A 19,948-nucleotide genomic window follows, 5' to 3' on the forward strand; every position below is an offset into this window, starting at 1 on the left:
GCCCACCCTCGTCCCGTCCCACTGGCGGCTCAGTGGCTACACCGATGCCTGGGAGCTCATGCAGCTGCCGACCCACCTGTGGAACACGGTGGTCCAGGCGGCCGGTGCCTGGCTGTTCCAGCTGGTGTTCTGTACGGCCGCCGCCTACGCCCTGTCCAAACTGAAGCCCGCCTTCGGCAAGGTGATCCTCGGCGCCATCCTCGCCACCTTGATGGTTCCGGCCCAGGCGCTGGTCGTACCGAAGTACCTGACGGTCGCCGACCTGCCGCTGATCCACACCAACCTGCTCAACGACCCGCTGGCGATCTGGCTTCCGGCGGTCGCCAATGCCTTCAACCTGTATCTCCTCAAGCGCTTCTTCGACCAGATCCCGCGCGATGTGCTGGAGGCCGCCGAGATCGACGGCGCCGGAAGGCTGCGCACCCTGTGGTCGGTCGTGCTGCCCATGTCACGTCCCGTGCTCGGCGTGGTGTCCATCTTCGCGCTGGTCGCGGTGTGGCAGGACTTCCTGTGGCCGCTGATGGTCTTCTCCGACCCGGACAAGCAGCCGATCAGCGTGGCACTGGTCCAGCTGTCCCAGAACATCCAGCTGACCGTGCTCATCGCCGCGATGGTCATCGCCAGCATCCCGATGGTCGCGCTGTTCCTCGTCTTCCAGCGGCACATCATCGCCGGGATCAGCGCGGGCAGCACGAAGGGCTGACCCCGCCCGCAGCGCGAAGGGCCGACTCCCGCCCCCCTCGAGAAGAAAGGCACCGCCGTGGCACAGCCCACCCCTGCCCGGACGGACCGCGACTGGTGGCGTTCCGCGGTCATCTATCAGGTGTACGTGCGCAGCTTTGCCGACGGCGACGGCGACGGCACCGGCGACCTCGCGGGCGTCCGCGCCAGGCTGCCGTATCTCGCCGGACTCGGCGTCGACGCCCTGTGGTTCACGCCCTGGTATCTGTCGCCGCTGAAGGACGGCGGCTACGACGTCGCCGACTACCGCGCCATCGATCCGGCCTTCGGCACCCTGGCCGAGGCGGAGAAGCTCATCGCCGAGGCACGGGAGCTGGGCATCCGCACGATCGTCGACGTCGTGCCCAATCACGTCTCCGACCAGCACCCCTGGTTCCGCGCCGCTCTCGCCGGCGGTCCCGAGCGCGAGCTGTTCCACTTCCGGCCGGGCCGCGGCGACCACGGTGAGCTGCCGCCCAACGACTGGCGATCAGAGTTCGGCGGTCCTGCGTGGAGCCGGCTGCCCGACGGTGGCTGGTATCTGCACCTGTTCGCCCCCGAGCAGCCCGACCTCAACTGGAGCCATCCGGACGTCCGCCAGGAACACGAGGACATCCTGCGCTTCTGGTTCGAGCGGGGCGTCGCGGGCGTCCGCGTCGACTCGGCCGCCCTGCTGGTGAAGGATCCCCGCCTGCCCGACTTCGTCGAGGGTCGTGACCGGCACCCTTACGTCGACCGCGACGAACTGCACGACATCTACCGTTCCTGGCGGACGGTGGCCGACGCGTACGGCGGGATCTTCGTCGGCGAGGTGTGGCTGCCCGACACCGAGCGCTTCGCCCACTATCTGCGCCCCGACGAGCTGCACACCGCTTTCAACTTCTCCTTTCTGGCCTGTCCCTGGGACGCCCGGCGTCTGCGGGCGTCGATCGACGAGACGCTCGCCCAGCACGCTCCCGTGGGCGCGCCCGCCACCTGGGTGCTGTGCAATCACGATGTGACCCGCACGGTCACCCGCTACGGCCGCGAGGACACCGCCTTCGACTTCGCCACCAAGGCCTTCGGCACCCCCGCCGACCTCGCCCTCGGCACCCGGCGGGCGCGGGCCGCCGCCCTGCTGTCGCTGGCCCTGCCCGGCGCCGTCTACATCTACCAGGGCGAGGAGCTCGGCCTGCCCGAGGCGGACATCCCCCGCGACCGCGTGCAGGACCCGATGCACTTCCGCTCCGGCGGCACCGACCCGGGCCGGGACGGCTGCCGGGTGCCGCTGCCGTGGGCGGCCGAGGCGCCGTACGCCGGTTTCGGCTCCCGTGTGGAGCCCTGGCTGCCGCAGCCCGCCGGCTGGCCCGGCTACGCGGCCGACCGCCAGGCGCAGGACCCCGGCTCGATGCTCAGCCTCTACCGCGAGGCCCTCCGTATCCGCCGCGCCACGTCAGGCTTCGGCGAGACCCCGCTCACCTGGCTCCCCGCCCCCGATGACGTCCTCGCCTTCGCCCGCGCGGACGGGCTCATATGCGTGGTGAACCTCTCGGACACGCCCGCCCGGCTGCCCGCCCACTCCCGCTCCCTGCTGGCCAGCGGACCACTGGACGACCGTGGCCGCCTGCCACGGGACACCGCGGTCTGGCTGCGCGCCTGAGCCGCCACCGCACCCACCCTTCCTTTCCCCCCACACCCCCACACACGAAGGGATCAGCACATGCGCAGCAATACCTTCGGATCGGTCAGGCGTATGCCGGCGATCGGCGCAACCGTGGCCCTGGCGGCCGGCATGCTGCTCGTCCTGCCCCCCACCGCCGCGCACGCCGCCTCGGGCGCCGCCCTCCCCTTCACCTCGGTCGAGGCCGAATCGGCCACCACCACCGGCACCAAGATCGGCCCCGACTACACCCAGGGCACCCTCGCGTCCGAGGCATCCGGCCGCCAGGCCGTCCGTCTCGCCTCCGGCCAGCGCGTCGAATTCACCGCACCCCGCGCAGCCAACGCCGTGAACGTCGCCTACAGCGTGCCCGACGGCCAGTCCGGCACGCTCAACGTGTACGTCAACGGAACCAAGCTCGCGAAGACCCTGACGGTCACCTCCAAGTACTCGTACGTGGACACCGGCTGGATCGCCGGGGCGAAGACCCACCACTTCTACGACAACGCCCGGCTTTTACCCGGCCAGAACGTCCAGGCCGGGGACAAGATCGCGTTCGAGGCCGGCAATGTCCAGGCCACCGTCGACGTGGTCGACTTCGAGCAGGCGGCGCCGGCCGCCACTCAGCCCGCGGGATCGGTCTCCGTCACCTCCAAGGGCGCCGACCCGACCGGACAGGGCGACTCAACGCAGGCGTTCCGCGACGCCATCGCCTCCGCCCAGGGCGGCGTGGTGTGGATCCCACCGGGCGACTACAAGCTGACCTCCTCCCTGAGCGGCGTCCAGAACGTCACCCTGCAGGGCGCCGGGCACTGGTACTCCGCCGTGCACACCTCGCGCTTCATCGACCAGTCCAGTTCGTCCGGCAACGTCCACATCAAGGACTTCGCGGTCATCGGGGAGGTCACCGAGCGCGTCGACTCCAACCCCGACAACTTCGTCAACGGCTCACTCGGCCCGAATTCCAGCGTGTCGGGCATGTGGCTGCAGCACCTGAAGGTGGGCCTGTGGCTGATGGGCAACAACGACAACCTCGTCGTCGAGCACAACCGCATCCTCGACACCACCGCTGACGGGCTCAACCTCAACGGCACTGCCAAGGGCGTGCGCGTCCGCGACAACTTCCTGCGCAACCAGGGCGACGACGCGCTCGCCATGTGGTCGCTGTATGCACCGGACACCGACAGCAGCTTCGAGAACAACACCATCTCGCAACCGAACCTCGCCAACGGCATCGCGATCTACGGCGGCACCAACATCGCGGTCAAGAACAACCTGATCTCCGACACCAACGCCCTCGGCAGCGGGATCGCCATCTCCAACCAGAAGTTCCTCGACCCCTTCCATCCGCTCTCCGGCACGATCACGGTCGACGGAAACACGCTGGTGCGCACCGGCGCCATGAACCCCAACTGGAACCACCCGATGGGGGCCCTGCGCGTCGACTCCTACGACAGCGCCATCAACGCCACCGTCAACATCACCAACACGACCATCACGGACAGCCCCTACAGCGCGTTCGAGTTCGTCTCGGGCGGCGGCCACGGCTACGCGGTCAAGAACGTCAACGTGACCGGCGCGACCGTGAAGAACACCGGAACCTTCGTCGTCCAGGCCGAGGCGCAGGGGGCGGCGAAGCTCGGCAATGTCGCCGCCACCGGCGTCGGCGCGGCGGGCGTCTACAACTGCCCCTACCCGGCCGGTTCCGGCTCCTTCGAGCTCACCGACGGCGGCGGCAACTCGGGCTGGAGCAGCACCTGGTCGGACTGCTCCAGCTGGCCGCAGCCCGGGCAGGGCAACCCCGACCCGGACCCCGCCCGCAACCTCCTCAAGGGCCGGCCGGCCACCGCGACCGGCTCGCAGGACGTCTACACCCCCGGCAAGGCGGTGGACGGCGATGCGAACACTTACTGGGAGTCCACCAACAACGCCTTCCCGCAGTCGTGGACGGTGGACCTCGGCTCCCGCCAGGCGGTGCGCCGGGTCGTGCTGAAGCTGCCGCCCTCCTCGGCGTGGGAGGCCCGCACCCAGACCCTGTCCGTGCTCGGCAGCGCCGACGGCTCGTCGTACTCCACGGTGGTCGGCGCGCAGGGCTACCGCTTCGACCCGGCGCGGGGCAACGCCGTCACCCTCAACCTGCCCCAGAACACCGACCTGCGCTATCTGAGGCTCCACGTCACCGCCAACACCGGCTGGTCGGCGGCCCAGTTCAGCGAGGTGGAGGCCTATCTGACGTCCTGACCGTCACGGCGGGGTGCGGCGGTCACGGTCGCCGTCGGGGATGTCACCCGGCGGTGGCCGGCCGCTCCCGCCACCAAGCCACCGTCGCCTTGATCTGCTCGTCGACGGGGGTGGCGCGTACGGCGAACTCGGCCTCGTAGGCGCTCGCGTCCACCACGAACGGACGGTCGAACTGGTAGCGGATCTCTTTCAGCTCGCGGAGCAGCGGGGAGAAGAGCGATGCGACGCCCAGTACGGCGGGCGACAGCCGGCGCACGGCAACCGGCCCCGTTCCCGCCTGGGCGGCGAGGCGGTCGACCATCTGCCGGGTGGACCGCGCGGGCTCCGTCGGTACGTGCCAGGCCCGTCCCCAGGCCCGTTCCTCGCCCGCGATCTCGACCAGGGCCCTGGCCACATCGGGGAGATAGCTCCAGCTGTGCGGGGCGTCAGGATCGCCGAGCGTGGAGACCGGTTTGCCGCGCAGCAGCCGTGGCATGACCCGGGCGGCCAGGTGTCCGCCGTCGGTCACACCGGGCCCGAAGAAGTCCGAGGGCCGCACCTCGACCGCCTTGATACGGCCCTGCTTGTGCAGTGTCCGCGCCTGCTCCCACACGGTGGCGCGGACCCGCCCCTTGGGGCCGGTCGCGGCGAGTGGCAGCTCCTCGGTCATGGGGCCGTCCACCGGACCGTAGCCGTAGAGGTTGCCCAGCATAACCAGGACGGCCCCGGTCGCCTCGGCCGCCGCGCAGAGCGACGAGGCCAGCGCCGGCCATTCGGCCACCCAGCGGTGGTAGGGCGGTGCGGCACAACTGTAGATCGCGGCCGCGCCCCGCGCGGCCGCGGTCAGTCGCTCGCTGTCCGTCGCGTCCAGCGCGACGTGTTCGATGCCGGGCTCCGGGTTCCGGCCCGACCTGGTGATGACCCGTACCGTATGGCCCTGCTCGGCCAGCAGTCGAGCGGTGGCGGCCCCTGCGGGCCCGGACCCTATGACGACATGGACGCTCACACCCGCACACTAGCGCGCGTATGCGGGGCGGCTCGACGGCGGGCCGGGCAGGGGGCGCCTACTTCAGCTGGACCTCGTCGTAGCGCCCCACCACGACGCGCGCCTGGTTCTCCAGGCTCTCCGAACCGGCCACCCAGTAGTTTCCGTGCCCCCTGGTGTCGGTGGACATCTGCTTGGCACCGAAGATGGGGTCGTGGGGGGTGATGAACTGTGTCAGACCCTCGTGGTGGCCGTGGCTGGGCGCCCCCAGCCTGGGGACCGGGTCGTCCTTCGCCTTCTGGTTCCACACATGCCCCGAGGGCACGTCCATGTCCTCGGCCCGCCCCACCTGGACACCGGGGCTGCCGCTGAACATCACATCGTCCGCCTCCAGGGTGCCCTGACGGGCGGCGGAGCCCGCCACCACGCTCCCGTAGCTGTGAGCCTGCACCGACAGGTGGTCATTGGCCGACGGGTTGTGGGAGGTGTGCAGCCCCGACAGGAAGTCGCTGAAATCTCCCGCCGCCCGGTCGGCGTACCTGTTCAACATGCCTTCCGGGAAGAGGTTCTGCGGAGCGTCGTAGCCCTGCCAGGTGATGGTCGACACGTTGGGCTCGCCCGGCATCGCACTGGCTGCCTGCCACAGATTGGTGCCCCTGACGATGGGTGTGCGGATGGCGCCGAGTTTGCTTTTGGTGCCGTCGACCATCACCGCGGTGTGATCGGCCGTGTCCGGGTTGCCGTTCGCGATGATCGCGCGCCCGTTGTTCTCGGGGTCGATATCCAGCAGATACGCGGGCGGCAGCCCGTCACCGGTCGGTTTGTAACCGGAAGGTCTCTTGCTGGGATAGGGGTCGACCTTTCCCGTGACATCGAAGCGCTCCTGAATGGCGTTCAGGCCGTCGAGGGAGGACTTCAGATGCTCCCGTTTGCCGTTCCACCGGCTCCACTCCGGATTGAGGACCATGGACCGTCCCGCCAGGATGTACTTGGGCTTCGGCTCGGGCGGCAGATTCGCCAGTTCGGTCTGGTACTTGGCTCGCTGCTCGCTGAACACCACGCGGTTGGCCTCGTCCCGGTCCTCGGCGGGAAGGCCGTCCAGCTTGCCCACGCTCGCCGGGAAAAGGGAAATGTACTCCGCCTGCTCCTCTTTGCTCAGGCTCTTCCACCAGGCCGCATTGTCCTTGGGTGACTTGTCCTTGGGAACGTCGCGCAGATAGTCCCCGACCGTCTTCTCAACCGCCCCCCGGTCCTTGTCCGCATCGATCCAGTCGTCTTTGGTGACCGACAGATCGGCCACCGTGATCAGCTTGCCCAGGGTCCTGGCGTATTTGCCGTCGGCCTCGGTCGCGTCCTTGAGGGCATCGCCGATCCGGTCGGCGAAACCCTGGGCCTGCTGTTTCGGCGTCGTCGTGACGTACGGCGTACGGCCGTTGCCGGACGGCTCGTACTCCTGGCCCGGCAGCAGCACCAGCGGCGGCTTGTACTCCACCGAACCGTCTTCCTTGACGGTCATCCCCGCGTCCCGCGCGTCCTGGACGGCGTTGTCCAGCTTCTTCTTCGCCGCCCGCAACTCCGCCGCCAGCCCGTTCAACGCCGTCAGGATCAGCGCACACTCCACCTGCATATAGTGGAAGTTCCCACTCAGCCGCTCCAGCCGCCCCAGCGCCGCACCGACCCCCTGCCCCTTCAAACCCCCGCGAAGCTTCGCGTTGATCTCATTGTCCAGCCGGTCCTTGGCCGCACTGGCACTGCTGCTCACCTTGTGCCAGCCGTCCGCCGCCTGCTCGAACTGGGCAGGCTCGACCGCCTTCAACTGCGCGAAAGTCACCATGAAGCGGGCCCCCGTCCCCGAACCTAACCAAGCGCAATAACGGACGGGAAGTGTACGTGAGTTCCGCTGCGTGGGAGTGGGTACCGGGAATTACCTCGACATCTCAGCTCCACGCACCACATGGGTGAGGGGACTCCCGTTCGCCAGACGGGTGATGTTGGCGGCGATCTCGGTGGCCCGGGAGGCGAAGGTTTCCTCGGTATGGCCGGAGTTGTGCGGTGTCATCACCACATTGGGCAGGGTGTGGAACGGCAGCCGGCTCGGCGCATGCGGCGGGCCGGCCCACCATACGTCGAGGGCCGCGCCGGCGATGGTGCCGGCCGACAGCGCCTCGTACAGTGCCTCCTCCTGAACGACGGGGCCGCGGGCGACATTGACGAGAAGGGCGTGGCGGCCCATCGCGGCCAGTTCGGCCGGTCCGATCAGCCCGCGGGTCGCGGGGCCCAGCGGAACGGTGACCACGACAATGTCGGAGTCGGCCAGCAGTTCCGGCAGCCGGTCCGTGCCGCCCACCCAGTCGGGGCGCAGATCGTCCGGCAGGGGCGCCGACGGATCGCGGCGTACGGCCCGGACGCCCAGCCCCACCGCCTGGCACAGCCGGCCGATCTCCGTCCCCGTCTCCCCGAAGCCGATGACGCCGACACGCCGCCCCCGCAGGGTGTCCCCGAACGGCAGCGTGGCGTCGACGGCGACGTTCCGCCACCGCCCCGCACGCAGTTCCTGATCGGCCGCGAGCACACGCCGGGACAGCATCAGCACGCACATCAGGACGTGTTCGGCGATCGATCTGCCGTGGTGGTGGGTGTTGGCCACGATCACATCCGACCCCAGCGCCCCCAGGGGGATACCGTCGTAGCCCGCGCCGACCACATGGACGAGCCGGAGCCGGCGGGCCCGCCGCGCGTCGTCCTCGGTGAGCTGTGAGCCGATGTATACGTCGATGTCGGCGATGGCGTCGGCGATCCGCTCCGCGTCCCAGTCGGAGGCCTCCAGCCACTCGTGGTGGCCCTCGGTACCCGTCCTCAGCCGCTCGCTGAACCTGCTCAGGATCCGGTGGTTGAGCATGATGCGCACAGCGCGGTCACCACCGGGGCGTCGTGGGGTCGAAGTCGGGGTCGAAGCGGCGCATATAGCCGGTGTCGTCGCGGTCGCGCAGCCCGCAGTCGAGGTACTGCTGATGCAGCCGGGCGAGCGCGTCCCGGTCCAGTTCCACGCCGAGTCCCGGGGCGGTGGGCACGGCGACCCGCCCTTCGGTGAACCGCAGGACTCCGGGGGCGATCACATCCTCGTCCGGCCGCTTCCACGGCCAGTGCGTATCGCAGGCGTAGGTCAGCCGTGGTGTGGCGGCGGCCAGATGGGTCATCGCGGCGAGGCTGATGCCCAGATGGGAGTTGGAGTGCATGGACATGCCGAGGCCGAAGGTCTCGCAGATCGCGCCGAGTTGCGCACAGCGCCGCAGTCCGCCCCAGAAGTGGTGGTCGGCCAGCACGATGCCCACCGAGCCCTGTGCGACGGCGGGGGCGAGGTCGTCGAAGGAGACGACGCACATATTGGTGGCGAGCGGTGTGTCGGTCTGCCGTGCCACGGCCGCCATACCCGCCAGGCCCGGGGTCGGATCCTCCAGGTACTGGAGGGTTCCGTCGAGTTCCCGGGCGACGTGGAGCGAGGTCTCCTCGCTCCAGGCGGCGTTCGGGTCGAGCCGCAGCGGCAGTTCGGGGAAGGCCTCCCGCAGGGCGCGGATCGCGGCGATCTCCTCGTCGGGAGCGAAGACGCCGCCCTTGAGCTTGATGGAGGAGAAGCCGTACTGGTCGATCATGCGCCGGGCCTGTTCGACCAGCCCCTCCGGGTCGAGCGCGGCGCCCCAGTCGTCGTCCGCCTGATCCGGGTGTCCGGCCCACTTGTAGAAGAGGTAGGCGCTGTAGGGGACGGAGGGACGCGCAGCGCCGCCGAGGAGGTCGCTGACCGGCCGCCCGACCAGCTTGCCCTGGATGTCAAGCGCGGCGACATCGAACGGGGACACCACGCGGTCCACCGTGCTGCTGCCCGTGACCATGCCGGACATGCCGTCCCCTCCGGCGGTGTCCGAACCGAGCGCGCGGCGGGTGCGCAGCATCAGGTCGTTCAGGCTCCAGACGTCCATCCCGACAAGTTCCTCGGCGGTCCGGCGCACCCGCTCCAGATGCACGCTGCCGCCGTAGGTCTCACCGATGCCGGTGACGCCGCCTTCCGTGGTGACTTCGACGATGGTGCGCAGCGCGTACGGCTCGTGCACTCCCACCGCGTTGAGCAAGGGGTAGTCCCGGAAAGCCACCGGAGTCACCGTGACTTCGGCGATGCGTTCAGCCGTCCCAGCCATGAACACCGTCCTCATATGTAGCCGACGTCTTCATTTGTAAACAGGGAGCGATCCTGCTGTCAATGTTCCGGCACGGGCGTGAGGAGGCTGCCCTCGGTCATGAACCGGTGCAGATTGCGGAAGGTGAGCTCTCCCATGGCCTCACGTGTCTCATGGGTTGCGCTGGCGATATGCGGAAGCAGGACGACCGTGTCCAGGTCCAGCAGGTCCTTGGGAACACGGGGCTCATCCGCGAAGACATCGAGCGCCGCGCCCGCTATCCCGCCGCCCGTCAGGGCGTTCACCAGGGCCGGCTCATCGATGACACTGCCCCTGGAGACGTTCACCAGACAGCCCTGGGGGCCAAGCGCGTCGAGCACACTCGCCGACACCAGACCCTGGGTGGCGCCACCTCCGGAGACCGCCACGACCAGCGCGTCACACTCCGCGGCGAGCTCGGTGGGCGAGGACACGCGGCGATAGCTCACGTCCTCGACGGGCGTACGTGAGCAGTAAAGGAGCTCGACATCGAAGCCCTCCAGCCGCCGGGCGATGGCGCGGCCGATCCTGCCGAGCCCGAGGATGCCCACGCGCTTTCCGCTCACCTTGGCCGCGAGGGGGAAGGCGTCCTGGAGCCAGGCGCCACGGCGGACGAAGCGGTCGGCGGCCGACAGCCGGCGCATCACGTCGATCAGGGCGCCGACGGCGAGGTCGGCCACGCAGTCGGTGAGGACATCCGGGGTGTTGCTGACGTCGATACCGCGCGCACGGGCCCGGGCGACGTCCGTGGTCTCGTAGCCGACGCCGAAGTGGACGATCGCACGGAGCCCGGGCAGCGCGTCCATCAGCTCGTTCGACACGCCGATCCGGGCGCTGGTCACGGCGGCCACCACCTCGTCGCCGTGGTCCCGCAGATACGCGTCGGGGTCGGGCAGCTCCGCGAGTCGTACGACGCGATGGTGCTCGGCCAGCGCGGTCTCCAGGGTCGGCAGCAGCGGACACACCTGAAGAACAGTGCCGTCGGTGCCAGTTGAGGAAGGCATGGGGCCACTCCCGTTCTTGATGGAATGGGCGGGAGCGTATGGCCGATTTCGATGCCTGTCTAAGCTCAAAAGTGTATCGCTCGATACCTTCTCCATATCAATGGGCGGCCGGGGGACTCGTCCCGACCCGCCGCGGACCGCGCAACCAACGCTTTGGCCACACCCCTTGACGCCCCCGCACCTCGGCCTTAGCTTCGGCGTTTACAAATGCAGACCGGGTACGCATGTATGGACAGCTCATGTCAGCAATCGCGTCCTCGGCGGCACCACTTCAGCCCCATCGGAGATACGCCGACGATGAAGTCCTCCGTACGCTCCTTCCCTCGTCCAAGAAGGTCCCGAGCACACCCGGTTCTCACTTTTCTGGCCTCGGGCACGATGCTGCTGACCAGCGCGTGTACCGTGGCGAACAGCGACGCCGCCGGTGACGCCGGCAGCGCGGACGGCAGCACCCTGCGGGTGGTTCTCACCCAGGAACCACCCACGCTGGAACCCTGCGAGTCATCGACGACCGCAACCGGCGTCGTGGTCCGCTCCAACATCACTGAACCGCTGATCGAACGGGACCCCACCTCGGGCAAGCTGGAACCGCTGCTGTCGACCGGCTGGCGGCAGACGAAGCCCACGACATGGACCTTCGACATCCGCACCGGTGTGACCTTCCAGAACGGGCAGCCGTTCACGGCGAAAGACGCCGCCTTCTCCATCGACCGCGCCGTCAACTCCAATCTCGCCTGCAACGTGGACGGCTATGTCTTCGGCGACGAGAAACTCGATGTGCGCGCCGTCAGCCCCACCCGGCTGACCGTCACCACCAAGAAGGCCGACCCCATCCTCCCGCTGCGGATCAGCTTCATCGAGATCGTGCCGCGGACCACCGACACCAAGGCCAAGGTGCGCATACCGATCGGCACCGGCCCCTACGCCGTCAAGAAGTGGCAGACCGGTGTCTCGATCTCCCTCGCCCGCAACCCCAAGTACTGGGGGAAGGCTCCCGCCTACCCCCGCGCCACCTATGTCTGGCGCAGCGATGCCAGTGTCCGCGCCGCCATGATCAACAAGGGCGAGGCCGACATCACCACATCGCTGGACCCCATGGACGCGACCAAGGACAACTCGGTCGCCTACCCCAACAACGAGACGACCGCCCTGCGGCTGGACGGCCGCGAGGCACCGCTCGATGACATCCGCGTGCGCAAGGCGATCGGCATGGCCATCGACCGCGACGGCATCATCGACGCCCTTCTCGCCGGGAAGGCCAAGCCCGCCGCGCAACTCGTCCCGCCCGGCGTGGTGGGCCACAACGACGACCTCGCCCCGCCCTCGTACGACGTGGCCAAGGCCCGCGCGCTGGTCAAGCAGGCGAAAGCCGACGGCGTCCCCGTCAACAGGCGGATCACTCTCGTCGCGCGCAACGGCCAGTTCGCCGGGATCGCGGAGACGGCCGAGGCGCTGCAGTACGAGATGGCTCGGATAGGGCTGAACGTAAGGATTCGCATGGCGGACACGGCCACCAGTCTCCAGTACCAACTGCGCCCGCTGCCCCGCGATGTCGGGCCGATCGCGATGCTGGTCCAGCACGGCAACCAGGCCGGGGACGCGGCCTTCACCACCAGTCAGTACCTGCTGAGCAACGGCCCGCAGTCCACGTTCGGCACCAAGGAGCTCGACCGGCGCATCGCCGCGGCGAACGCCCTGTCCGGCAAGGCCCGTGCGAAGGCCTTCGCGGATCTGCTCGCCTATCAGAACAAGACGGTCGCGCAGTTCGCGTACCTGGCTCATATGCGCGGACTGCTCGGCCTGTCGCCGTCGGTCCGGTACCGGCCGAACTCCGCCACCGGAGACGAGATGCGGCTGGCCGAGGCCAGCCCCGTGAAGGCGGGGAAGCACTGATATGACATCCTTCCTCGGCAGGCGCATCGTCTCCAGCGCGATTCCGCTGGTGTTCGTGGTGCTGGGCGTGTTCTGCCTGGCACGTCTGACCGGCAACCCGGTCGACCTCTATCTCCCGCTGAGCGCCACCTCCCAGCAGCGCGCGGAGTTCTCCGCCGCGCACGGCTTCGACGACTCCATCCCGGTGCAGCTGTGGGACTACCTCACCCAGGCCGCGCAGTTCGACTTCGGCACCTCGCTGCGCACCGGGCAGTCGGCCGCCACGATGGTGCTCGACGCGTTCCCCGTCACGCTCCAGCTCGCCGGTGTGACCATGCTCCTGGCGATCCTCGGCGCGCTGCTGGTCGGCAGCCTCGCCGCCTACCGGCCCAACTCGCTCATCGACCGGATCGCCGGTCTGCTGTCGATGATCGCGGCCAGCATCCCCGACTTCTGGTTCGCGATCATGGGTGTGCTGGTCTTCGGCGTGGGCCTGGACTGGCTGCCGACCTCCGGCACCCTGGGTGGCGCCGAGGTGTGGGTGCTGCCCATCGCCACCTTGGTGATCCGCCCCTTCGGCGTGCTCGTCCAGGTGGTCCGCGGCAGCATGGTCGGCGCGCTGTCCGCGCCCTATGTCAAGGTCGCCCGCAGCAAGGGGGCCGGCGCCGGACGCGTGGTGTTCGGACACGCCCTGCGCAACGCCGTCACACCCGTCCTGACCGTCGCCGGAGACCTCACCGTCGGTCTCGTCAACGGCGCGGTGATCGTGGAGACGATCTTCGGCTGGCCCGGGATCGGCAAGCTCATGATCGACTCGATTCTGCAGCGCGACTTCGCCGTGCTCCAGGCCGCCGTTCTGATCACCGCCGTGACGATCTTCGCGCTGAACATCCTCGTCGACGTCTGCCACGCCCTGATCGACCCCCGTGTGCGCCAGGCGGTGCCGGCGTGAGCGAAGGAGCCACCATGACCGACCCCGCTGACCGTTCTTCCGGGGACACCACCCCTGAAGCCACTTCTGTAGCCACCCCTGAAGCCGCCTCGCCGCGCACCCGCCCGCCCCGCTGGTGGCTGCTGCTCGGCAGGGACCGGGGCGCGGCCGTCGCGGCCGTCATCCTCGGCCTGGTGTTCCTGATCGCGCTGGTCGGCCGGCTGTTCATCGGCGACCGGGCGATACGGCAGGACCTCAAGGCCTCGCTGCGCCCGCCGTCCTTCGACCACGGCTTCTACGGACTGCTCGGCACGGACGTACTGGGCCGCAGCGTGCTGGCCCGGCTGATCGAGGCCGCCGGGACCACGCTGTACGTCGCGGTGCCCGCGGTGCTGTGCTCGCTGCTGATCGGCTCCGCGCTGGGGATGTGGGCCGGCTACCACGGGGGCTGGCGCGAGAACATCGCGATGCGTACCGCCGATGTCATCCTCAGCTTCCCGTCCCTGCTGATCGCGGTGGTCGTGCTGTATGTCTTCTCGCCCAGCGCGCTGAACATCGTGCTGATCCTCGCCGTCGCGCGTATCCCCGTCTATCTGCGCACGGCCCGCGCGGAGTCGGCCGAGCTCAGAAGCCGGCTGTTCGTCGACGCGGCCCGGACCTTCGGCACCCCGAGCCGGAACATCATCTACCGGCATATTCTGCCGATCGCGCTGCCGACGCTGTTGACGGTGGCCACGCTCGACTTCTGTTTCGTCATGCTGACCGAGTCGTCCCTGAGTTTCCTCGGCATCGGGATCCAGCCCCCCGATGTGAGCTGGGGGCTGATGGTGGCCCAGGGCCGCCAGTACCTGCAGACCGCCTGGTGGATCGCCGTGCTGCCGGGCATCGCGATCGTACTCACCACGGTGTCGGCCACGGTGCTCGCCGCCTGGGTGCGCCTGGCCACGGATCCCGCGCAGCGCTGGCGTCTGACGCTGCCCAAGAAGCGGCGCGGAGCCCGGGCCGCTGTTTCCCCGGAGGTGATCGCGTGAAGCCGTCAACCCTGCCCGCGCCCGCCGCGGCCGAAGGCGCCGCGCTCGAAGTCGAAGGGCTCCGCGTCGAGCTGCGCACCCCCTCCGGCACGGTCCGTGCCGTGGACGACGTCAGCTTCAGCGTGCGCAAGGGACGCACACTGGCGCTGCTGGGCGAGTCCGGCTGCGGAAAGTCCATGACCGCGCTGTCGATCGCCGGGCTGCTCGACCCGGTGGCCGAGGTGACGGAGGGATCCGTACGGGTGTCCGGCACCGATGTGCTGCGGCTCAGCCCGGCGGGCCGCAGAAAGCTCGCCGGCCCCGGTCTCTCGATCGTCTTTCAGGACGCGCTGACCGCGCTCAACCCCGTGCAGCCGGTCGGCAGGCAACTCGCCGAGCCGTTCCGCATCCATCGCGGGCTGTCGCGGCGCGAGGCCAAGGAGAAGGCGATCGAGCTGATGACCCGCGTCGGCATCCCCGAACCGCGGCTGCGGGCCCGCTCATACCCGCACCAGTTCTCCGGCGGTATGCGCCAGCGTCTGCTGATCGCGATGGCCGTCGCCCTCGACCCCGACGTACTGATCGCCGACGAGCCCACGACCGCGCTCGACGTCACCGTGCAGGCGCAGATCATGCGGCTGCTGCGGGATCTGCAGACCGAGCGGGACATGGCGATCGTCCTGATCACCCACGACCTGGCGGTGGTCGCCCAGCGCGCCGACGATGTGGTGGTCATGTACGCGGGCAATGTGGTGGAGACCGGCCCGGTACACGAGGTGTTCGCCCATCCCCGCCACCCCTACACCAAGGGGTTGCTCGACTCCGTACCCGAGCATGCCGTCAGGGGCCGCCCGCTGCCCGCCGTGCCGGGGAGCCCGCCCGAGCTCAGCGCGGTCCCCTCCGGCTGTGTCTTCCAGGCCAGATGCCCGCTGGCCCAGGAGCGCTGCGCCCAGGAACGTCCTCACCTGGTGTCCGTCGGCGCCTCGCGCTCGGCCGCCTGCCACTTTTCCGAGGAGCTCGACCGTGTCTGAGATCTCCGGTGCCCCCGTCACCGAAACCACCGCCACGGGCCCGCGCCGCGACAGCTCGGCCGGCTCCCCGCCCCTGCTCGAGGTCAGCGGCATCACCAAGTCGTTCGGCCATGGGCGCCGACGCCTGACCGCGCTGGACGGAGTCGATGTACGGCTCGAACGCGGGGAGACCCTTGGCCTGGTCGGCGAGTCCGGATGCGGTAAGTCGACCCTGGCCAGGGTGGTGCTCGGGCTTGAGCGGCCGGACGCGGGGACGGTGCGCTTCGACGGCACCGACCCGTTCACCCTCAAGGGCAAGGAACTGCTGGCCTGGCGGCGTCGGGTGCAGATGGTGTTCCAGGACCCCTTTGCCTCGCTCAACGCCCGGATGTCCGCGGCCGACCTCATCGGGGAGCCATGGCGCACCCACCGCGACATCGCGCCCACGGCCAAGGACCGGGAGCGACGGGTGCGTGAGCTGCTGTCCCTCGTCGGACTGCGGGACAGTGACGCCCACCGCTACCCGAACGAGTTCTCCGGCGGGCAGCGGCAGCGCATCGGCATCGCCCGCGCGCTGGCGCTCGACCCCGACCTCATCGTGTGCGACGAGCCGGTGTCCGCGCTGGACCTGTCGGTGCAGGCCCAGGTGCTCAATGTGCTCTCCGAGCTGCGCGAAAGGCTGGGCGTCTCCTATGTCTTCATCTCCCATGACCTCTCGGTGGTCAGACATGTCTCCGACCGGGTGACGGTGATGTATCTGGGCAAGGTCATCGAACACGGCCTCACCGAGGACGTCTTCGACCGGCCCCTGCACCCCTACACCGCCGCCCTGATGTCGGCCGCGCCCACGCTCGACGTCTCCGGGGAGACCCGCGACGAGGAGATCCAGTTGCGCGGAGAGATCCCCTCCCCGTTCGACATTCCGTCGGGCTGCCGGTTCCGCACCCGCTGCTGGAAGAGCGAGGCCCAGTGCGCCGAGCACGCTCCCCTGGCGATCACCCGCGGCGGCGCGGCGGACCCCGGGCGGGAGCCGCACGAGGCGCTGTGCCACTTCCCGCTGGGCACCGGGCCGAGGGGAGCGTGAGCGCGCCGGAGTTCGCCCTGCTCTTCGTCACCGTGGCGGTCGGGTCGCTGCTCCAGGTCGCCATCGGCTTCGGACTCGGCCTGCTCGCCGCCCCGGTGATCGCCACCCTGGACCCCTCCCTCACCCCGGTGGTGGTGCTGCTGCTCGCCACCGGGGTCACGGGCGCGGTCATGGCGCTGGAGGGCGGACACGCGGACATACGAGGAGCGGGGTGGGCACTGGTCGGCCGGGTGCCGGGCGTCCTGGGCGGCGCGGCGCTGGTCGCCCTGCTGCCCGCCCGGCAACTCGCCCTCCTCGTCGCCGCGGTCGTCCTCGCGGGCGTCGCGGTGAGCCTGCGCGGCTTCGTACCGCGTGCGGGGCGGCGGTCCGTGCTGCTGGCCGGTCTGGTCTCGGGGGTGATGGGCACGGCCACCTCCATCGGAGGGCCGCCGATGGCCATGGTGTGGCAGCGCTTGAGCGGCCCGAAGCTGCGCTCCACGATGAGCGGGTTCTTCCTGGTCGGCTCCGCGATGAGTCTGGTCGCGCTGGCAGCGACCGGGGCCGTGCACAGCGACAGCCTGCGGTACACCGCGCTGCTGGCCCCGGCCGCGGCGATCGGGGTGCTGCTCGCCCGCCCGCTGTCGAGCAGGCTGGACATGCGGCGCACCAGGTCCGCCGCCATGGTGCTGGCGGTGGCGAGCGCGACCGTGCTGGTGATCCAGCAGTTCGTCTGAGCCTGGCGCCGGCGCGTCAGGCGCTCGCCGCGCGCGCCGCCGCCAGGTCCGTCACCAGGCGCTCCTCGACCGGGACGCTCGGGTCGGAGTACTGGCCGGACAGACAGACGGGCCCCGCCCAGCCCATGGCGGCCAGCCGGTCGAAGACCGCCGACCAGTTCGACAGCCCCTCGGCGCCGGGGACGAACCACGGCTTCCAGTGACCGCCGACCGACTGCCCGGCGGGTTCGACCGGCACATGGACGACGTTCTTGAGGTTGACGATGCCGAGCCGGTCCGCGACCAGCGGCAGCGTCACCCCGGGGTCGTCGCCCGCGAGCGCGTCGTGGGCGGCGTCCCACACCACCCGGAAACCCTCCGTCGGCAGCCCGTCGAGGAGGTCCATCACGCCCAGCGCTGAGGAGACGAAGCGCCCGTGGTGCGGCTGCACCCCCACCTGTACGCCGTACCGCTTGACCAGGGGCGCGGCGGCCTCCAGGCGCCGCCGGAAGCGGTGTGCGGAGGCGGTGTAGCCGTCGGGGCCGAGCTCGGCCATGACGCGGATCATCGGTACGTCCGCCGCCCGGCAGGCCGCGAACACGGGCTCGTCCAGGCCGCTCGCGACGCTGATGACGTCGACGCCCTCGGCCCTCAGCCGTGCGGCGAAGGGCGGCAGCAGCCGCTCCGCCTCGGCCGGGGTGACATAGGCGCTGTCCCGTACCGGGACCTCGGCGCCGCTGAAGCCGAGCCCGGCGACCAGCTTGCCCAATTCGTCGCCGGGCAGGGCGGACCAGGGCTTGGTGAAGACGGACCACAGGTATGTCATGAGTCAGCGGCCTCCGAGTCCGCTCATGGTGATGCCTTTGACGAACCATCGCTGGGTGAGGAAGAAGAGCAGGATCAGCGGGACGGTGGTGATGGTGGCCGCCATCAGCAGCAGGTTCCACTGGGTTCCGTTGGTGGACTGGAACACCTGGAGGCCGACCGACGCGGTTCTGGTGGCGTCGCTGTTGGAGATCACCAGCGGCCAGAGCAGGTTGTTCCACTGGCTGATGAACTTGAACACGGCCAGGGTGGCGATGGCCGGTACGGCCAGCGGGACGATCACCCGGATGAAGGTCTGCCAGCGGTTCGCGCCGTCCAGCCGGGCCGCCTCCTCGTAGTCGCGGGGGACGCCGAGGAAGAACTGCCGCAGCAGGAACACCCCGAGCGCGGTGAAGGCGTGCGGCAGGATCATCCCCGCCCAGGTGTCGACCCCGTGCAACTTGGCGACCAGGATGAACTGCGGGACCAGGGTGACCTGCGTCGGGATCATCAAGGTGGCCAGATACACGCCGAACAGCACCTCGCGGCCCCGGAAGGTGAGCCGGGCGAAGGCGTACGCGGCCAGCGCCGCGGTGATCGTCTCCAGGATCGTGGTGCCACCCGCGAAGATGACGGTGTTCAGCAGATAGCGGCCGATGGGGACCAGGTCGAAGGCGCGGCTGATGTTCTCGGTGTGCCAACTGCTCGGCCAGAAGGAGGGCTTGGTCTGCATCGACTCGGTGTCGGACTGGAAGGCGACCAGCACCATCATCACGATCGGGGTGAGGGTGACGGCCGTGGCCAGGAAGCAGGTGAACACCAGCAGTTTCCGTCTGGCGACGGGCGAGCGGCGCAGCGGCGCGAGTACGGGGATGTCAGTTGTCATAGTGCACCAGCCTCCGCTGGAGGAGGAACTGCATCGCGGTGACCACCGCGATGAAGGCGAACAGCACGATCGACTGCGCGGCCGCATAGCCCTGCTCGTAGTTCTGGAACCCCGTTTGGTAGATGTACATGACGAGGGTGGTGGTACGTGACCCCGGCCCGCCGTCCGTCATCACCAGTGCCTGGTCGAACACCTGGAACGAATTGATGATCGAGGTGACGACGACGAAGAACATCGCGGGCGAGAGCAGTGGCAGGGTCACACTGCGGAAGGTCCGCCACGGTGTGGCGCCGTCGACCCTGGCGGCCTCGTACAACTGCTGCGGGATGGCCTGCAGTCCGGCCAGGAAGATCACCATGCCGAAGCCGAAGCTCTTCCAGACGCTCATCACGATCAGGGCCGGCATCGCCCAGTCGTCCGAGATCAGCCATGCCGGACCGTCGATTCCGAAGACGCCGAGCACGGCGTTGACCAGTCCGTCGGTCGGAATGTAGAGCCAGACCCAGACGAAGGCCACCGCGACGGTGATGGTGGCGTAGGGCAGCAGAAGCAGCGACCGGAACACCGCGATACGCCGGATCCCCTGGTTGAGCAGCAGGGCGAGGGCCAGGCTGACCAGCAGGGTCAACGGCACGCTGGCAAAGGTGAAGTACAGGGTGTTGCCGAATGCCGACCAAAAGGTCGCGTCCGGTCCCAGCCGGGTGAAGTTGTCAAGACCCGCGAAGCTGGGCGGGCTGAACAGATTCCAGTCGAGCAGCGAGATCACACCCGCGGCAATGACCGGGCCGGCGGTGAAGACGAGGAACCCGATCAGACTGGGCAGCAGAAACAGCCAGGCGGCGAACGCCTCCGAGCGGCGCCATCGGGGGCGTGGGGGCGGCGG

The 19,948-nt window shown here is 69.4% G+C and carries 17 protein-coding genes; 9 read left to right on the plus strand and 8 right to left on the minus strand.

Features of this window, described 5'->3' with window-relative positions; translation table 11 throughout:
• The 3 genes from CCN51_RS34225 to CCN51_RS34235 form a co-directional block, all read left to right on the plus strand.
• Nucleotides 1-703 (plus strand): carbohydrate ABC transporter permease (locus CCN51_RS34225; RefSeq protein WP_086860484.1); only part of this gene is annotated, 703 nt, incomplete at its 5' end.
• 57 nt (nucleotides 704-760) lie between these two features.
• Nucleotides 761-2,359 (plus strand): glycoside hydrolase family 13 protein, encoded by a 1,599-nt coding sequence (locus CCN51_RS34230; RefSeq protein ID WP_014173282.1) that lies wholly within the window; start codon nucleotides 761-763, stop codon nucleotides 2,357-2,359.
• 60 nt (nucleotides 2,360-2,419) lie between these two features.
• Nucleotides 2,420-4,600 (plus strand): discoidin domain-containing protein, encoded by a 2,181-nt coding sequence (locus CCN51_RS34235; protein ID WP_014173283.1) that lies wholly within the window; start codon nucleotides 2,420-2,422, stop codon nucleotides 4,598-4,600.
• A gap of 43 nt (nucleotides 4,601-4,643) precedes the next feature.
• Here the strand turns inward: CCN51_RS34235 and CCN51_RS34240 are convergent, their stop codons facing one another.
• From CCN51_RS34240 to CCN51_RS34260, 5 genes are all read right to left on the minus strand, one after another.
• On the minus strand, nucleotides 4,644-5,585 hold the full coding sequence (locus CCN51_RS34240; RefSeq protein ID WP_014173284.1) for an NAD-dependent epimerase/dehydratase family protein: 942 nt from the start codon (nucleotides 5,583-5,585) through the stop codon (nucleotides 4,644-4,646).
• A gap of 58 nt (nucleotides 5,586-5,643) precedes the next feature.
• Nucleotides 5,644-7,398: an alpha/beta hydrolase gene (locus CCN51_RS34245; protein WP_014173285.1), complete on the minus strand. Its 1,755-nt coding sequence runs from the start codon at nucleotides 7,396-7,398 to the stop codon at nucleotides 5,644-5,646.
• Nucleotides 7,399-7,488: 90 nt separating this feature from the next.
• Nucleotides 7,489-8,463, minus strand: coding sequence for a 2-hydroxyacid dehydrogenase (locus CCN51_RS34250; RefSeq protein WP_055414099.1), 975 nt, complete (start codon nucleotides 8,461-8,463; stop codon nucleotides 7,489-7,491).
• Nucleotides 8,464-8,479: 16 nt separating this feature from the next.
• Nucleotides 8,480-9,754, minus strand: a complete 1,275-nt coding sequence (locus tag CCN51_RS34255; RefSeq protein ID WP_043488724.1) for a glucarate dehydratase family protein — start codon at nucleotides 9,752-9,754, stop codon at nucleotides 8,480-8,482.
• Nucleotides 9,755-9,813: 59 nt separating this feature from the next.
• The gene (locus tag CCN51_RS34260) at nucleotides 9,814-10,776 is read right to left on the minus strand and encodes a 2-hydroxyacid dehydrogenase (protein WP_014173288.1); all 963 of its coding nucleotides are present in this window, start codon (nucleotides 10,774-10,776) and stop codon (nucleotides 9,814-9,816) included.
• Between the two features lie 402 nt (nucleotides 10,777-11,178).
• Between CCN51_RS34260 and CCN51_RS34265 the strand changes: the two genes are divergently transcribed.
• From CCN51_RS34265 to CCN51_RS34290, 6 genes are read left to right on the plus strand one after another with little or no spacing between them, the layout of a single operon-like run.
• Entirely contained in the window at nucleotides 11,179-12,669 is a 1,491-nt protein-coding gene (locus CCN51_RS34265; RefSeq protein ID WP_245881727.1) for an ABC transporter substrate-binding protein, read from the plus strand.
• Between the two features lies 1 nt (nucleotide 12,670).
• Entirely contained in the window at nucleotides 12,671-13,600 is a 930-nt protein-coding gene (locus CCN51_RS34270) for an ABC transporter permease (RefSeq protein WP_014173290.1), read from the plus strand.
• A 14-nt stretch (nucleotides 13,601-13,614) separates the two neighbouring features.
• The gene (locus CCN51_RS34275) at nucleotides 13,615-14,610 is read left to right on the plus strand and encodes an ABC transporter permease (RefSeq protein ID WP_014173291.1); all 996 of its coding nucleotides are present in this window, start codon (nucleotides 13,615-13,617) and stop codon (nucleotides 14,608-14,610) included.
• Complete coding sequence (locus tag CCN51_RS34280; RefSeq protein WP_014173292.1) at nucleotides 14,607-15,620, plus strand: ABC transporter ATP-binding protein; 1,014 nt, start codon at nucleotides 14,607-14,609, stop codon at nucleotides 15,618-15,620. The genes CCN51_RS34275 and CCN51_RS34280 overlap by 4 nt, the downstream gene beginning before the upstream one ends.
• Nucleotides 15,613-16,683, plus strand: coding sequence for an ABC transporter ATP-binding protein (locus CCN51_RS34285; RefSeq protein ID WP_014173293.1), 1,071 nt, complete (start codon nucleotides 15,613-15,615; stop codon nucleotides 16,681-16,683). The genes CCN51_RS34280 and CCN51_RS34285 overlap by 8 nt, the downstream gene beginning before the upstream one ends.
• Nucleotides 16,680-17,396, plus strand: coding sequence for a sulfite exporter TauE/SafE family protein (locus CCN51_RS34290; RefSeq protein ID WP_014173294.1), 717 nt, complete (start codon nucleotides 16,680-16,682; stop codon nucleotides 17,394-17,396). The genes CCN51_RS34285 and CCN51_RS34290 overlap by 4 nt, the downstream gene beginning before the upstream one ends.
• Nucleotides 17,397-17,412: 16 nt before the next feature.
• Here CCN51_RS34290 and CCN51_RS34295 read toward each other — a convergent pair whose 3' ends face one another.
• The 3 genes from CCN51_RS34295 to CCN51_RS34305 form a co-directional block, all read right to left on the minus strand.
• Complete coding sequence (locus CCN51_RS34295) at nucleotides 17,413-18,201, minus strand: sugar phosphate isomerase/epimerase family protein (protein ID WP_014173295.1); 789 nt, start codon at nucleotides 18,199-18,201, stop codon at nucleotides 17,413-17,415.
• Nucleotides 18,202-18,204: 3 nt separating this feature from the next.
• Entirely contained in the window at nucleotides 18,205-19,065 is an 861-nt protein-coding gene (locus CCN51_RS34300) for a carbohydrate ABC transporter permease (protein ID WP_014173296.1), read from the minus strand.
• A partial coding sequence (locus CCN51_RS34305) for a carbohydrate ABC transporter permease (RefSeq protein WP_086860486.1) occupies nucleotides 19,055-19,948 on the minus strand: 894 nt, incomplete at its 5' end. The genes CCN51_RS34305 and CCN51_RS34300, both read right to left, overlap by 11 nt.

Origin of the sequence: Streptomyces milbemycinicus (assembly GCF_002154605.1) — a bacterium.
Lineage (GTDB): Bacteria > Actinomycetota > Actinomycetes > Streptomycetales > Streptomycetaceae > Streptomyces > Streptomyces milbemycinicus.